At 59.5% G+C, this 14,961-nt stretch carries 17 protein-coding genes; 8 read left to right on the top strand and 9 right to left on the bottom strand.

Annotated elements, in window-relative coordinates:
• Positions 1-2: 2 nt before the first annotated feature.
• The 5 genes from DOU54_RS15670 to DOU54_RS15685 all read left to right on the top strand — a co-directional run bounded on the left by DOU54_RS15670 (position 3) and on the right by DOU54_RS15685 (position 3,270).
• Positions 3-977, top strand: coding sequence for an FAD:protein FMN transferase (locus DOU54_RS15670; protein ID WP_193603370.1), 975 nt, complete (start codon positions 3-5; stop codon positions 975-977).
• 3 nt (positions 978-980) lie between these two features.
• Entirely contained in the window at positions 981-1,142 is a 162-nt protein-coding gene (locus DOU54_RS27485; protein ID WP_193603371.1) for a hypothetical protein, read from the top strand.
• Entirely contained in the window at positions 1,139-1,534 is a 396-nt protein-coding gene (locus DOU54_RS15675; RefSeq protein WP_113731586.1) for a CBS domain-containing protein, read from the top strand. Before DOU54_RS27485 ends, DOU54_RS15675 begins: the two co-directional genes overlap by 4 nt.
• A 34-nt stretch (positions 1,535-1,568) precedes the next feature.
• The gene (locus DOU54_RS15680) at positions 1,569-2,231 is read left to right on the top strand and encodes a nitroreductase family protein (RefSeq protein ID WP_162707404.1); all 663 of its coding nucleotides are present in this window, start codon (positions 1,569-1,571) and stop codon (positions 2,229-2,231) included.
• 70 nt (positions 2,232-2,301) lie between these two features.
• Positions 2,302-3,270, top strand: coding sequence for a calcium/sodium antiporter (locus DOU54_RS15685; RefSeq protein ID WP_113731587.1), 969 nt, complete (start codon positions 2,302-2,304; stop codon positions 3,268-3,270).
• Between the two features lie 516 nt (positions 3,271-3,786).
• On the opposite strand, the gene DOU54_RS15690 is transcribed toward DOU54_RS15685, so the two are convergent.
• Together DOU54_RS15690 and DOU54_RS15695 are read right to left on the bottom strand one after the other, a co-directional pair.
• Positions 3,787-4,536, bottom strand: coding sequence for an SDR family oxidoreductase (locus DOU54_RS15690; protein WP_113731588.1), 750 nt, complete (start codon positions 4,534-4,536; stop codon positions 3,787-3,789).
• A gap of 91 nt (positions 4,537-4,627) precedes the next feature.
• Positions 4,628-5,566: an alpha/beta hydrolase family protein gene (locus DOU54_RS15695; protein ID WP_113731589.1), complete on the bottom strand. Its 939-nt coding sequence runs from the start codon at positions 5,564-5,566 to the stop codon at positions 4,628-4,630.
• 172 nt (positions 5,567-5,738) lie between these two features.
• Between DOU54_RS15695 and DOU54_RS15700 the strand changes: the two genes are divergently transcribed.
• Positions 5,739-6,296, top strand: coding sequence for a TetR/AcrR family transcriptional regulator (locus DOU54_RS15700; protein ID WP_279877262.1), 558 nt, complete (start codon positions 5,739-5,741; stop codon positions 6,294-6,296).
• Between the two features lie 254 nt (positions 6,297-6,550).
• Here the strand turns inward: DOU54_RS15700 and DOU54_RS15705 are convergent, their stop codons facing one another.
• On the bottom strand, positions 6,551-6,931 hold the full coding sequence (locus DOU54_RS15705) for a winged helix-turn-helix transcriptional regulator (protein ID WP_113731591.1): 381 nt from the start codon (positions 6,929-6,931) through the stop codon (positions 6,551-6,553).
• A 126-nt stretch (positions 6,932-7,057) separates the two neighbouring features.
• On the opposite strand from DOU54_RS15705, the gene DOU54_RS15710 reads away from it, so the two are divergent.
• Positions 7,058-7,891: an enoyl-CoA hydratase/isomerase family protein gene (locus tag DOU54_RS15710; protein WP_113731592.1), complete on the top strand. Its 834-nt coding sequence runs from the start codon at positions 7,058-7,060 to the stop codon at positions 7,889-7,891.
• A gap of 105 nt (positions 7,892-7,996) precedes the next feature.
• Here DOU54_RS15710 and DOU54_RS15715 read toward each other — a convergent pair whose 3' ends face one another.
• The 6 genes from DOU54_RS15715 to DOU54_RS15740 all read right to left on the bottom strand — a co-directional run bounded on the left by DOU54_RS15715 (position 7,997) and on the right by DOU54_RS15740 (position 14,059).
• On the bottom strand, positions 7,997-9,562 hold the full coding sequence (locus tag DOU54_RS15715) for a methionine--tRNA ligase (RefSeq protein ID WP_113731686.1): 1,566 nt from the start codon (positions 9,560-9,562) through the stop codon (positions 7,997-7,999).
• 280 nt (positions 9,563-9,842) lie between these two features.
• A complete protein-coding gene (locus DOU54_RS15720) occupies positions 9,843-10,856 on the bottom strand; it encodes an alpha/beta hydrolase (RefSeq protein WP_279877224.1) in 1,014 nt (337 codons plus the stop codon).
• A gap of 106 nt (positions 10,857-10,962) precedes the next feature.
• The gene (locus tag DOU54_RS15725) at positions 10,963-11,331 is read right to left on the bottom strand and encodes an ethanolamine utilization protein (protein WP_113731593.1); all 369 of its coding nucleotides are present in this window, start codon (positions 11,329-11,331) and stop codon (positions 10,963-10,965) included.
• A gap of 99 nt (positions 11,332-11,430) precedes the next feature.
• Complete coding sequence (locus tag DOU54_RS15730) at positions 11,431-12,267, bottom strand: alpha/beta fold hydrolase (RefSeq protein ID WP_113731594.1); 837 nt, start codon at positions 12,265-12,267, stop codon at positions 11,431-11,433.
• A 336-nt stretch (positions 12,268-12,603) separates the two neighbouring features.
• Positions 12,604-12,885 carry an L-alanine exporter AlaE gene (gene alaE / locus DOU54_RS28475; RefSeq protein ID WP_353505552.1) on the bottom strand — a complete coding sequence of 94 codons (282 nt, stop codon included), beginning with the start codon at positions 12,883-12,885 and terminating at the stop codon, positions 12,604-12,606.
• Positions 12,886-13,012: 127 nt separating this feature from the next.
• Positions 13,013-14,059, bottom strand: coding sequence for an AraC family transcriptional regulator (locus DOU54_RS15740; RefSeq protein ID WP_286079926.1), 1,047 nt, complete (start codon positions 14,057-14,059; stop codon positions 13,013-13,015).
• Between the two features lie 11 nt (positions 14,060-14,070).
• Between DOU54_RS15740 and DOU54_RS15745 the strand changes: the two genes are divergently transcribed.
• A complete protein-coding gene (locus DOU54_RS15745) occupies positions 14,071-14,811 on the top strand; it encodes an SDR family NAD(P)-dependent oxidoreductase (RefSeq protein ID WP_113731688.1) in 741 nt (246 codons plus the stop codon).
• The last annotated feature ends 150 nt before the right edge of the window (positions 14,812-14,961 follow it).

Genomic DNA, 14,961 nt, shown 5'->3' on the forward strand with positions numbered 1-14,961 from the left:
GCATGAAGACTCGGCGCGACATTTTGCTTGGACTGGGTGGCCTGGCTGGACTGATGTCCATGGCGTCATTCGCGTGGGCCGATGCTGGCGATTTGGTGCGCATCTCCGGTCGCGCCTTCGGCACGAGCTGGCAGGTCACCGTACCCGCTGACGCCGATGCCGGTGGGCTTGGTGCGGACCTGCGAAAAATACTGGCGGGGATCGATCAGTCGATGAGCCCGTTTCGCGCCGATTCTGAGCTTTCTCAATTCAACCATCGCTCGAGCACTGCACCGTTCGCAGTCTCCGTTCCATTTAGAACCGTCGCTGGCAAAGCCCTGGAGATCGCGCGGTTGACCGATGGCGCGTTCGATCCGGGCGTCGGGCCAGATGTCCATCGTTACGGTTTCGGGCCGATCGCATCGGGGCAATCCGGTCCTCATATCGCTTTTGCCCTCGGCGCCGAAGGCCTATCCAAGGCGGAGCCGGAACTGTCGCTCGATCTGTGCGGCATTGCCAAGGGCTACGCCGTGGACCGGCTTGCAGAACACCTGGCTGCGCAGGGCGTGCTTGGTTTCCTGATCGAGGTGGGAGGTGAAGTCTCTGCCCGCGGCCGGAGACCTGACGGCGCTCCCTGGCGCGTGGGCATTGCAGATCCGCTACGCACGGGCATCCATACGGCACTTCCCTTGACAGACATGGCGATGGCCACCTCGGGTGACGCCATCAACGCCTATGAGATTGCCGGCCGCCGCTACAGTCATACGATCGACCCCGCCACCCGCGAGCCGGTTCACAACAGCGTTGCCTCGGTTTCCGTCCTGGCCCCGACGGCGCTGGAGGCCGATGCATTTGCGACAGCGCTTCTGGTGATGGGGTCCGAACGCGGCCTTGCCTTCGCCACCGCCAATCGTCTGCCCGTGCTTTATCTGCTGCGAAACCCGGACGGCCTCGAAGTCAGAGCCAACAGGCTCTTCGTCGATCACGGGAGGGCATGAGACATGCAGACGGTTATCGCCGCCATTCTTCTGACCGGGGTCGCCATGCTGGCGCTGTCCGCCGGCCTTCTTGCCGGCCGCGCGCCACTGAAAGGATCGTGCGGTGGCGCGGCCTGCGGCGGCAAGTGCCAAGCGTGCGAAAGACCCGGAGGAGCGAAACGATGAAGCTCGACACGGTTGCCGATCATATGCGCACCGACCTGATCACGCTGACTCCGGACATGGAAATCGTGCGCGCCGTCTCCGTCCTGATGCAGAACGAAGTGTCGGGCGCATGCGTGATCGACGACGCGGGCGATCTCGTCGGCGTCCTGTCGAAGCGCGATTGCCTGAAGGCCGCGCTCAACGCCTCCTATTACAAACAATGGGGCGGCAGCGTCGCCGACTATATGAGTACCGAGCTCGAAACGCTTGATGCGCGCATCGATATCGTCGAAGCCTGCGAGCGTTTCGTTGCAAGCTCGTTCAGACGGTTCCCCGTTGTTCGCCATGGCCGCCTTGTTGGCCAGATCAGCCGTACCGACGTCCTCAATGCCCTTTCGCGGCAATGGACATGAGCTGACACTCTTCACAAAAAGGAAAGGACAGATCATGACACAACAGCTTTCGAGAAGGCTTTTTCTCGCCGGAACCAGTGCCGCCGCATCCGCTGGCATCGTCGGTGCGGCCAACGCACAGACGCCCGCAGGCGGTGCCGCCAGTGTCTCGGTGCAGGAGGCTCTTAAGCAGCGCCGCTCGACAAAGCGCTTCGGGCGTGCCGACGTTCCCCGCGAAACAGTGCTGGAAGTCTTGTGGGCAGCCAATGGCGTGAACCGCCCGGACGAAGGCAAGACCACAGCACCCGCCTGGCACGGCTCGAAGGACGTCGACATCTATGTCGCCCTCGAGGATGGCGTCAGCCTCTACAATTCTGCTGCCAATACACTCGAAAAAGTGTCCGATGCGGATATCCGCGCCGATGTCAGCCCCACGGCGTTCGTGCGGCGTGCACCGGTCGTGCTGATCTATGTTTCGGACGGCGAGAAGCTGGCGGCCGCCGCCGGCGATATCGCGACGTCCGCGCCAGAAGAACTGGTCATCGCCGCACGCGTCAACTCGGCCATCATGGCGCAGAATGTCTATCTGTTCTGCGCCGCAGAAGGGCTCGGCACGTGCCTTTTGGGTACCGTGGACCGGACAGCCGTCAAAACGGCGTTGAAGTTCCCCGATCATCTTACCGTGACATATATCCAGCCTGTGGGTGAGATCGGCTGATCCGGGAGGTGGTCGCAGACCGGAACGTGAGCTCAGCTGCTCGTTCGGCGCTCGCGCCGGAGGGAATGCTGTGACGGTCGCAATTATCTGGTCGGTAGCTGGCCTGCTGGCTCTCGTCGGCGGAGCCGAAATGCTGGTGCGGGGCGGTTCGACGCTCGCGCGCCAGCTTGGCATTTCACCGCTGGTCATCGCACTTACAGTCGTCGCAATCGGAACGAGCACGCCGGAGCTTGCCGTTGGCATCGATGCCGCCCTGTCAGGAGAGGGAGGATTGGTGGTCGGCAACATCGCCGGCACGAACACCTTCAACCTGCTGTTTATCCTTGGCTTGTGCGCGCTCCTCAGACCCGTGGTCTTGGAGCCCGCCTCGCTCAGGTTTGAGCTTCCTGCAATGGTTGTCGCCGCAGCGGCCTTCTGGGCTTTAGCAGCAGACGGCTCCCTATCGCGGACCGAGGGCATCATGTTTCTGCTTGGCGGGGTCGGCTATCCGATCCTGATCGTCCGGAGTGCGCGCAAGAGAAACTCCCAGGCCGAGAAAGAGTTGCCTGCCCTGCCTCGTAGGGTGCGGGAGGATCCGCACGCAGGATCGATCAGCGCAGTAGCCATGGTTGTCGGGATTGCGATAATCGTTGCAGGCGCCGACTGGCGCGTCTGGGGATCGACCGAACTCGCTCGCCGGCTGCAGGTCTCCGAGGCCCGCATCGGCCTGACCATCGTCGCTATCGGCACGTCGAGCCCCGAGCTCGTGACGACAATCGTCTCGACGATGCGCAACGAACGCGACATCGCCGTCGGTAACCTTCTCGGCAGCGGCTTCTATAACATCGCTGTTATCCTGGGCCTGACCATGTTGGTTCCAGGCAATCCGATGTCGGTGGAGGACAACCTGATCTCCGTCGACATCCCCGTCATGGCGGCGGCCACGCTGCTTTGTGTTCCGGCCTTTCTCAGCGGCAAGAGACTTTCCCGGGCCGAAGGCGCGGGCTTCGTCTGCTGCTACATCGGATATTTCGCTTACCTTATTCTCGCTCGGGGTTGATTTTGATGAGGCTGTATACGAATTTTGAGCGTAATCGACTCGTTTTGAGACGTATTGAATTGACCTTCGAAAACTGCGGACAAGGTAGCAACTACGCGTTGCGCGGGCAGATATTACAGGTCATGCGTCTGCTTCGAAGAGCAAGTTGTGATGTTTGCCCGTCCCCGCAACCATCTTTACTTGCTCGGGGCGCAAGTGAAGATTAGATCCTGCCCCCGCAACCAATTCCTACGCTACAGTATCCAACAACAGCCCAAAATTAGGATCCAGTACGCTAAATAGCTACGATCGCCGGTGCTAAATCCCCGACATAAATACACAATCCAAAACAAGCAGGTGCAAAGCGGGAGTCGATCGGCGTCCGCGTCATGGAACCCAGTCACTCTTCATCGCTCAGTGTCTCTTAGGAGCGAATGAAATTGGGATGACGGAGCGTATCGGCTCATTGGACTCTTCCGAGCGGGACGGCCGGATCTCGTCGAACGATCCGGCCGGTGAAGGGGCAGTAGTAAGCCGTTATGCGACCTGTGCGGCAAGCTTTACGGCGTCCGCGCCGGCCGGGATGCGAAACGGTGAAGAGGCATCGGTTACTGCCTGCCAGACCGCTTTTGCCACGTCGCTCGCAGTGGTGATTTCGGCCGGCTGCGGCGGTGTTGCGGAGAACACCTGTTTCGCCCAGCCGACATAGGCTTCGGGTATGCTGTTCTGCGAGCGGTCGCGGGCGGTCGCGCTAAAGGAGGTTTCCGGCGCTCGACCGGGGACGATCAGCCGAACGCGCACCCCAAACGGCCCCACCTCCAGCGCCATGTTCTCGCTGAATGCTTCCACGGCCGCCTTGCTGGCAGTATAGGCGGACAACATCGGCAACGGCTTGAGCGTCACGGCGGACGACACATTGACGATTACGCCCGTCCCCTGCGCGCGGAAGCCGGGCATTGCTGCTTGCGACATCGCCATGGTGCCGAAGGTATTCAGTTCAAAAAGCTGGCGTGTTGCGTTGATCGAAACGCCTTCCAGCGCTCCCATCAGACCGGCGCCGGCATTGTTGACGAGGGCGTCGATCGGCCCTGCTTCGTCCAGAGCGCGGGTGATGCTGGCAGCGTCGGTCACATCGAGGGCCACGACGCGCAGCCGTTCGGATGCGGGCAACAGATCCCCTCGAGGCGTGCGCATCGTGGCAATGACAGTCCAGTCGCGATCGAGGAAATAGCGGGCAGTCTCAAGCCCGAAGCCGGACGAGCTGCCGGTGATGAGGATGGTGGTCATGTGAAACTCCTGTTTGTAGTGATGGTATAGCGCAGCCGTGGAAGGGCTGAACGCGCGTTACGAGGGAGCCGGAAAAGGCGGACCCGGCGACCTACTTCGTCTCGACGCTGCCTTCCGGCGCAGCATCGGCTGCCAGCGTCGCGATCGTATCGGAAAATGCGAGATCGCCGGGATAGAGCGCGCTGCGGAGGTAGGCGGTTGAAAGCCGCTGGATCGCGTCGACCCGCTGGGGCCGTTCGTCTGTCGTCTCGCGCGCCTCGTAACCGGGGATACCGCCGAGAGCATGCTCGCCGCCAAAGGCCGTAAACAATGCCTTGGGTGAAGGGCTCAAATCGTAGGCATCACGCCACCATTCGGCGCCACGTGTCGAAAGCGTGCCCACATCACGGTCGCCGACGATGATCAGGGTCGGCGCCGTCATGGTCGAGAAATCTGGATACATGAATGGATAGGTACGTGCTGCATATTCGGTCAGGTCATTGCCTCGGCCTGGCGCCGCCAGCAGCACGCCCGCCTTGATGCGATTATCCTTCTTGTTGACGACCGATCCGTCGTCGGGATCGAGGTGGGTGGCGCCAAGCAGGGTACTGGCGGTCTGCCCGCCCCACGAATGGCCGCCAACCGCGATGCGCGAGTGATCGAGCCGCCCGCGGATCATCGGTGCCTCACTCTCGATGTGATCAAGTCCGTCGAGAATGGCTGCAAGGTCTTTCTCGCGGAAGCGCCAGAGTTGCGGGCGGCGAGGGTCGTCCGGTGCAAGACCGAGCATCCGCGAATCCAGGTGTGTTGGCTGGATCACGGCGAAACCATGTGCTGTCCAATAATCGACGAGTGGACCGTAAGCGTGAAATGACTGGCCATTGCCGTGCGAGAAAATGATGACGGGCAGCGCGTCGCCTGCGACGGGGAAGGAAACCCGGACGTGCAGGTCAATGCCTCGTCCCGGCGATGGCAAGGTTATGGGAGCGATGGAAACAATAGCGGGGAAGCCGGCGGTGAGCGCGCGGTTTTCTGGGAGCGAGCTGGACATGGGACTGCGAACCTCCGAACTGGCAAACGGATCATTGATCCGCTATACTACAGATACGGATCAATGATCCGTTTAGCAAGAAGGATACTGGAAAATGTTGCCGACAAAATTCGGGAGTGCAGGCGAGGCCGCGTCACCGGCTCCTGACGATGCCGACGCACCCGTACCGCGAATGCGTGCTGATGCTCGCAGGAACGAGGAAGCAGTTTTGGAAGCCGCCAGGATCGTGTTCGCCCGTTCGGGGGTGGATGCGCCCATCCGGGAGATCGCGACGCAAGCGGGCGTTGGGCTGGGCACGCTCTATCGCCGTTTCCCGACGCGTGCCGACCTGGTGGCCGCGGTGTTCCGCCGGGAGGTTGATGATTGCGCCGATGCGGCAATGCTGCTTGCTGCTGAGCATGGGCCAGTCGATGCGCTGGCAGCCTGGCTGATCCGCTACACGCGCTTCCTCGCCACCAAGCAGGGTTTGGCCGCCGCGCTCCATTCCGGAGATCCTGCATTCGCCACCTTACCGGACTATTTCCGAAGCCGGTTTGAACCCGCCCTGTCGATGCTGCTGAATGCCGCTGCGGATGCGGGCGAAGTCCGTGCCGACGTTGCGCCCTACGATCTGCTGCGCGCGATCGGAAACCTCGCCGTGGCTTCGGGGGAGGATGGGCCGGCGCACACCGAACGAATGCTCATGCTGCTTCTGGATGGACTGCGTTATGGTGCGGCGAAGTCGAAATAGCCACACGCAATTGCCAGTAAGACGCTCGATAGGACCGGCGCGCCCGCTCGCGCAAGCGGTCTTTACGCTCCAGTACTGAGTGATGCCGTCGTCCGGACGCCCAAGCAGGTCGGCATGTTCTTGGCGCTAGTTCTCTTGCACCACGGCGCTCTCGCGATCACAACGGGTATAGAGGCAACTGCCATCCTCCAGTCGGTGCGGAGGCTGCGGCTGTTCGGTGATTGAGGTCGCGGAGTAGCCGCAGCCTCAATCCATTACATAGGGCCAAATGATGCGTCATAGCTGCGCTGGCAGTCCTGGATCAAATCGATGTTCTCGACCGTCCAATCGAACAGGATCGAGAACGGCCCTTGTAGCGATCGGCCGAGCGGCGTCAGCGCATACTCGACGCCGAGCACCCGCCCATCCAGAACCCTGCGCGTCACCATGCCATTGCGCTCCAGTTTGCGTAGCGTCTGGGTCAAAACGCGCTGGGTCACGCCATCGAGGCGGCGCTTGATCGCATTGAAACGACGGGGCTCGCTGAGCACCGCCAGCGCCATCATCGACCATTTGTCGGCGATCTGGTCGAGGATCACGCGGCTCGGGCAGTCGGCACGGTAGACAGGGTCATTTTCACTTGTTGGTTCATCCATCGGTATGCTCCGGCATCCTTGGGATACTTCAGGTGCGTAATTGACGCTAGGTATCCGATGAATACTTTAGGGTCAATGGCGCAAAACACCAGCGCCAGAGTTTCCCGAAGAACAGAGATTTTACATATGACAGACACAGATTTCAGTCGGTTACGGATTTCCCGGGCAGACGGTATTGCGACGATCACCATCGACAATCCTCCGGTCAACGTTCTCGATGTCCCCTTGATGAGCGAGATACGCCGCTTTCTTCTCTCCGTTCGCGATGATCGCGACACCCGTGTGCTGGTTTTCCAAAGCGCCGACCCGGAATTCTTCATTGCCCATGTCGACATGACATTGATCGACGAGCCGCACGCCTTCGACGAGATCGCCCGTGAGGCTCCGGGAGGCCTGAACCCGTTCCAGGCGTTCGGGGAACTTCTGCGAGAACAGCCGCAAGTCACGATCGTCAAGCTGGCCGGCTTGGCGCGTGGTGGCGGCGCGGAATTTGTCGCGGCGGCCGACATGGCGTTTGCCGCCGAAGAGCGGGCGGGACTCGCCCAATGCGAAGCGCTGATGGGCATCACGCCCGGTGGCGGCGCCACGCAATATCTGTCAAGCCGGATGACGCGGGGCAGGGCCCTCGAAGTGATCCTCGGCGCCGATCTCATCGATGCGCCGACGGCGGAACGCTATGGCTGGATCAACCGGGCATTGCCGGCCTCGGAGCTTGATGGCTTCGTCGACCGGTTGGCGCGCAACATCGCCGCTTTACCCGAAGGCGTCATCGCCGCCGCCAAAAAGGCGGTGCCTCCTCAAGATCTGCGGGATGGCTTTAAGCGCGAGCAGGAGGCCTGGGCAGGATTGTTCGAGCGCCCCGCTGCCGAAAAGCTCATCCGGGGCGGATTGAAAGCAGGAGCACAGACTAAGGAGGGTGAGAGAAATCTGGAAAGCTTGCTGCGTGCATTGAAGATGTGAGGCGTGACTGATCAGACTATAGCGAAACCGCTCCAACGAGCTATAGCGAAGCGGTTTCGATCTCTGATGGGCGCGCCTGCGCTTTTGAAAGCGGTGACGCCAAAATCATGACTTCGTTCGCACCGCCGTCTGCCGCGGGAAGAGGATCTCTCCAGATGATGTCTTTACTCCGGTAATGGATATTCGAAAATCATACTGCGCCGGGCAGGGTATTCCGAGCGTCGCGTGCAGCCTGGAAGCTGTTTCAGGTAAGAACGGGAGCAAACATTGAGCAACGATGGCGAGGCCGTAGACCTGTTCTGCCAGAGTAGCCCCAAGGCGATCGGATATCGCTTGTCGTTCCGCACTACCGAGTTCAACGGCTAAAGCCTTGGCATCGGACCAGGGTGCTTTGCGTGTAAACTCCCGGTTCGCGGACCCGAGGTAGGAGAAAATCTCATTTAGGCCGATATGGAGCTCGTATTTGTCAAACGAGTTCAAGATCTTTTCGGGGAGGATGGTTGCCTCGCGGACAAGAGCGCTGTCCGGGACCGAAGGCGTAATTCCGGAAAAGGATGATACCAGCAACGTGAGAACCCGATTGAGGAGATTTCCCAGCTGCCCGCCGAGTTCTCCAGACCATGCGGCCTCAAGCCGTTCTTCAGAGAAATCGCCATCATCAGCGGAACGGATGTGCCGTAGCAGATAATAGCGCAATGCGTCCGGGGTCTTGTAGTCCTGCACGAAGACCTCGGGATCGACGCCGTTGCCGGCCGACTTTCCGATTTTTCGACCGTCCAGGGTCAGATAGCCATGCACGAAGATCGAAGACGGGAGCGGCACACCGGCAGACAGGAGTATTGCCGGCCAGTAAATTGCGTGAAACTTGGAAATTCCCTTGCCGACAAAATGGATGCGTTCGCCTTGTTGCGACCAATATCGCTGGAACAGGCTTTCGTCGGAACCATAGCCGAGGCCTGTGAGATAGTTCGCGAGGGCATCGAACCAAACATAGATGACCTCGTCGCTCGCAGGCACGGGCACGCCCCAGCCGCGCGCGCGGTCAGCACTGCGCGACACGCTGATATCCTCGAGCCCTCGTCGAAGCAGGGCTAGGATTTCGTTACGCCGGTGAACTGGGACGACCTCGATCTCGTTTGTCTCGATCAGACGTTGAAGGCGTTCGCCATATCGAGACATGCGAAAGAACCAGTTTTCCTCTCTCACGATCTCAAGCGGGATACCGTGCTCCGGGCACCTTCCGTCGTCCAGATCCGTGAGTTCGTAAAACTGCTCGCAGCCGACGCAATAAAAGCCCTCATAGCTCTTTCGATAGAGGTCGCCATTCCTGGAGCACGCGTTCCACAGCGAATGAACGCAAGCAATATGTCTCGTATCCGTGGATGTACGAACGAATGCATCGTTCGAAATTTGGAGTTGCCTGCCGAGCTGTTCGAAGCGGTCGGCATTCTCTCCCACGAAGTCGGCCACCGGACGTCCTGCTGCTTCCGCGGCGCGAACGTTTTTCAGACTGTTGTCATCCGTACCGCACTGAAACCTGACGTCTTTGCCCAGAAGTCGAGAATGGCGGGCGTAGGCATCGGCCTGCACAAGTTCGAGCGCAAAACCAACATGTGGCGCGGCATTGACGTATGGAATCGAGGTGGTGATGTAAGTCGTCGTGCTGTTCATCGGGATATCCTTGTTGAGGCTCAATGTCCCTCAAGGCGGATCGACCAATGAAAAACCGCCTCAAGGGCGGTCTGAGGTGCATGACAAGCGCACAAATCCGCCACGCTAAGAGCGCGGCATCATCATCGTGGCGTTGGCGAGGTATGTTCTCATGCTGTCAGTGCTATCATCCGGTCGCGACCGAAACAAGCCCGCATTGAGGGGCGTCTCCAAATCATATCGCTGTTGGTTCGTTCGCAACAGATCACCGTTTCGATCCATCGAAGTAAGCTTTGGATCGTCAGGGAACGAATGCCTGGAGACATTCGGTGACGAAACGGGCTACTTCCTCCGCAAGCTCCATATCTTCCGGAGACCCCGAGAATCCACCATGCGGCATCGCCTCGAACACATGAAGTTCGACCGGGGCTCCCACGCGTCGCAACTTGCGATGGAGCCGCACCGAATTGGAGAGAAACAGGTCACGCGTTCCGCTCTGCAGGAATATCGGCGGAAACTCGGCCGACATCTCTCCGAACAGCGGGGATAAATACGGATGCGCCAAGTCGGCACCGCCCGCATAAAGCAGATTGTTTCGCATAAGGGGATTGGGAAGCACGACATCGATGGTGCGGTTGGTTTGAAAGCTGTCGCCCGATTCCGTCAGATCTAATTCCGGAGACAACAAGACGACGCCTGCCGGAAACCGCAGGCCTTCATCGCGTGCCCGCAGGATGGTGGCGAGGGCAAGATTGCCACCGGCCGAGCGACCGCCAAGTACGACGCGATCGGCCCCATAGTGATCGATCACGTGCCGATACACCGCCAGGCAGTCGTCGAGCGCTGCCGGATAGGGGTGGTCGGGTGGCATCCGGTAGTCGATACCGTAGCAGGTCATCCCGAGCCAGTTTGCCTGTAGCCGTGTGCTCTCACGACAGGCATCGCCACCACCGAATACGAGCGCGCCGCCATGCAGGTCGATGAAAACGCAGCCTTTGAGCCGCGGGCTTTCCGGTAACGCAACATGGACAGTTGCTGTGCCCAGGCGCCGCGTTTCGATCTTAGTGCTTGTTTCATTCGTTGCTGCATTGAGAGCCGCGGCGTAATGGGCCTCGGCTGCGGACTGCAACTGACGCCAAGCTGCCCGATCGTTTGGTGCCGGCATTGGATAAAGCGCATTGAGTGGTGTGCCGTCATATTGTACGGCTGCGCGCAGCATGGCCTGCGCTTCCTGACTGATCGACGTTGGAACAGGAATGATCCGTTCGCCGACGTGTACACCTTCCACGGGGGAGAGATTCTGTTCGTTCTTCAAGCGGGCGCTCCTGTTCACACGTGGTTTGGCGTGCAACTACCCGAACCAACGCAAATGACCCACGCCGACAGACGCAACGGTAGGTTGGCAGAATCGATCGTCCACATCACGTTGAGCTCGATGATGTGGGTTCTGGCTGCTGCCAATGAGGAAATGTCACATAGGCGGTCACGGCGCCCGTCTCATGAGAACGGATGGTCACCTTGTCGCCTTTCTGCATTGCAATGATCTCGCCAGGCCCCGCTGTCTGCGATCCATGCGCGTCTGAGACAGTTATGCTTCCTTCCAGGACAATCATCGTGTCGTGTACGGCCATGGTCTCTTGCAGAACCTGGTTCGGGCCGTAGCGCCCGAACCCGATGGTGACTGGCCCGCCGTGGCGCTGGTCGAGCAGGTTGCCGGTGAATATCTCAGGTTCCTGCCCCGGCGAGCGTTCAAACAACGCGTCGGCAATGGAGAATTTGTAAACGGTCATGGACTGTCTCCTGAAGATTGGAGCCGAGCGAGGGATGGGTCGATAGAGTGACCGCCGCGCAACGGTTGGTGACGCGGCGGCCAGAATTGATGGAGCCTGCTATTTGGCGATGAAAGCCAGGATATCCTCGTTCAGAACATCAGCGTTGACCGTGAGCATTCCATGCGAGTACCCGGGATAGGTCTTCAACCTGCCATTCCTGAGCAGTTTGACCGCCTTTGAAGCTGATGCCGCAATCGGAACGACCTGGTCGTCCTCGCCGTGCATTACCAGTGTCGGAACGGTGATGGCCTTCAGATCTTCCGTCTGGTCAGTTTCCGAAAACGCCTTGATGCCGTCGTAATGTGCCTTGGCACTGCCCATCATACCCTGTCGCCACCAATTCTGAATCACGCCCTCATGGGTTGTCGCACCCTCGCGATTGAACCCGTAGAACGGACCGGCGGGAACGTCACGGAAGAATTGGGCACGGTTGCTGGCCAGTGCCGAACGGAAGCTGTCAAAGACCTCGATCGGTGTACCCTCTGGATTGCTGCCGGTCTTCAGCATCAGCGGCGGAATGGCGGCGACCAGAACGGCCTTGGCAACACGCCCGGCCGGTTCGCCGTGCCGCGCCACATATCGCGCGACTTCGCCGCCGCCAGTGGAATGGCCAACGTGAACTGCGTTCCGCAGGTCCAGGGCCTTGGCTATGGCAAAAGCGTCGGCTGCGTAATGGTCGATGTCATGCCCTTCGGCAACCTGCTCCGAACGACCGTGCCCGCGCCGGTCATGCGCGACTACGCGAAATCCCTTCGACAGGAAGAAAAGCATCTGCGCGTCCCAATCGTCGGACGATAGAGGCCATCCATGGTGAAACACGATTGGCTGGGCATCTTTCGGGCCCCAGTCCTTGTAAAAAATCTGTACGCCGTCGTCTGTGGTCACGAAGCCCATGTTACGCTCTCCTTCTGATGATTTAATTGTGGCAGGTTCGTCGCCTCGCACGTGGCGCGGCCAAAATATTGAACTGGCAGCAACGGCTGCTGCAGAGGTCAGAGCCTCGCGGCGGCTGAGCGGCAGGTCCAGACTAAAATAGCGATGCATCGACTCGTCCCTTGGTCTGATAAAAAACAGGTGGCGTTGCAGAACAGCTTCGTCCTGTGGCCGTTGCGGCGTTGGCAAGAGCACTCGGACCTGCGGCTAGAGAATTGGGAGTTTGGTTCTTTCAAAACTTGCGTTTGCAGGCTTGCTGGAGCACCCGTTCAACCCGCGTTGAGACTTGATGGCATCTCAAGACGTGAACCGATAGGCCGCTTTAATGCAAAGCTGTGTCGCAAAAAGCGGAACACAAACGAGTTTGGCGCTCGCGGGCCTTCTGTTTCGGCTTCGAGCCGCCTGACGGAAGACTGAAGAGGCTGCGTACGAAATTGCCGCTGCTCCAATGACCCCTCGGATAAGGCGGCTACCGGTCGCACCGCTGGAGGAGATGATCGCGGTGTAGAGTGGCGCCTGAAAGCTTAGAAGTGCCATTAGGGCAGGACATGGCGATGGAAGGTGGGAAAAGCCTGCCATCCATCGCGTAGCTCATCAAAAACCTGATAAGAGATACCGAATGCTGTTCACTCCCCTGGATTGTGTGCCGGCCTAAACACATAAATCTCCGATCAATTTCGTTTTCTGTTAGCGGAAACGACTGAGTTCACCGCTCAAGATCAGCCATCGGCGCGTTGCCGAACATGCTCTTGTATTCGCGGCTGAACTGCGACGGGCTTTTGTAACCCACCTCATATGCCACGCGCGATACGCTGGTGCTTCCGCCGGCAAGGAGCTTGCGTGCCTCGAGCAAGCGGATATGACGCTGAAACGCGAGTGGGCTAAATCCCGTAACTTCCTTGAAATGTCTGTGAAAGCTTGTGACGCTCATATGAGATGACGCTGCCAGTTCAGGAATGTTGACAACCTCGCTGTGATTGACGGCGAGCCAATCGGCTGCTGCCTTGAGTTGCTGGAACCGGTCGTTCCGTTTGCCAACCTGTCGGATGGTATCGCCCATCGAGCTTTGGAGAAGGCGATAATAAAGCTCGAACTCGTAGTATGGTGCCAGCGCGCCAATATCCTCTGGCTCGTTCAGCAACCCAACTAGGCGAGTGAATGCATCGCGGACCGACCCGTCGAGATCGCCTGCGGCGACTGCGCACGTCCAGCGATCCTCGCGTTTGGGCATATCGAGCATGACGCGCGTGAGGATGTCGGCATCGAGATGAAGGCTGATGCCGACATAAGGCAGACCGGGTCTGGCCCCGGTCAATTGGTGGCTGTAGGGCAGGCCGAAGGACGAGACTGCACAGGCACCCGCTGTCAGCTCGAACCGATTGGCGCCCATGATCAAGACCTTTGTTCCGCGTAAGACAGCATAGAACATCGGTTCGAACACGGCCGGAGTAGGCGACGTCACCCTTGTACTGGTCCAAAGCGTCAGGCACGGAACTGGCGTCGGAAGGCCGATGGTTCCTCCCTGTTCCGGGATAAACGGAGCGACATCCTTCAGCAGGTGTGTGGTCGGCATCACCAAGTTTAGCATCGTGTCAGTATGTAGTGACTTGGCAGGATCAGGCAAGTATCTGAGAAAATCGGGAATGCTGTCTGCATCGTTGCCGCCTATCTTACGGCTGAACGAAAGCCTGTCGGAGCAACCAGTGGCGAAGAATGGACCTCGAAATCGGCAATATGGCGACAGAGAAAGCAAAGGGTATGATTATGCATGAACTAGCTGGAAAGAATGCGCTCGTGACCGGTGGGTCGCGCGGCATCGGGGAGGCGATTGCAATTGCGTTGTCCGAGAAGGGTGCAAACGTCGCGATAACGTACGAGCGATCCGTAGACAGCGCGGAGCGACTTGTCCGGACTATCGAAGCGAAGGGGGGCAAGGCCGTCGCGCTACAGGCCGACAGCGCGGATCCTTCGGCCATCCAGCGGTCAGTGGACGAAACCGTCCGTGCGCTGGGCGGTCTCGACATTCTCGTCAACAATGCGGCGATCGCGCGATATAACCCGATCGCAGATTTCACAGTCGATGATATCGACGCGCTGCTTGCCGTTAACGTACGCGGACCGGTTCTCGCTGCAAAGGCCGCAATTCCCCATCTCAAGAAAGGTGGGCGCATCATTACCATCGGATCGGCGGGCGCAGATCGCATCGCTGGTGTACCTGGCACGGTCTACTACATGACCAAAGGCGCGCTCCAGGCATTTAACCGCGGTCTCGCGCGCGAACTGGGGGCCCGAGACATAACGGTCAATCTCGTGCAGCCAGGGTCGACAAACACGGAATCGAACCCGGAGACGGGCGAATTTGCAGACTACCAGCGTAGTCTGAGCGCACTCGGTCGCTTTAACCAGCCAGAGGATGTTGCGGCTGCAGTTGTTTTCCTGGCGACACCGGCCGCCCGGCAGATTACCGGTACCATCCTTACGGTGGACGGTGGCGCTCTCGCGTAGTCCTAGGTGACGGCTGTGGTTGCTCGACTGCAAACAGGCAACCTGCGTTCGCCCCTGGCGGACCAGTCGCATAAGTCGCGTTCCCCTTTTCGCGACAGTGTTTTGCCGATGCCGCGACTATTCGTGCCAGCGCCGCAACGATACCAAACT

The organism is Agrobacterium sp. MS2 (assembly GCF_003261015.1).
Lineage (GTDB): Bacteria > Pseudomonadota > Alphaproteobacteria > Rhizobiales > Rhizobiaceae > Agrobacterium > Agrobacterium pusense.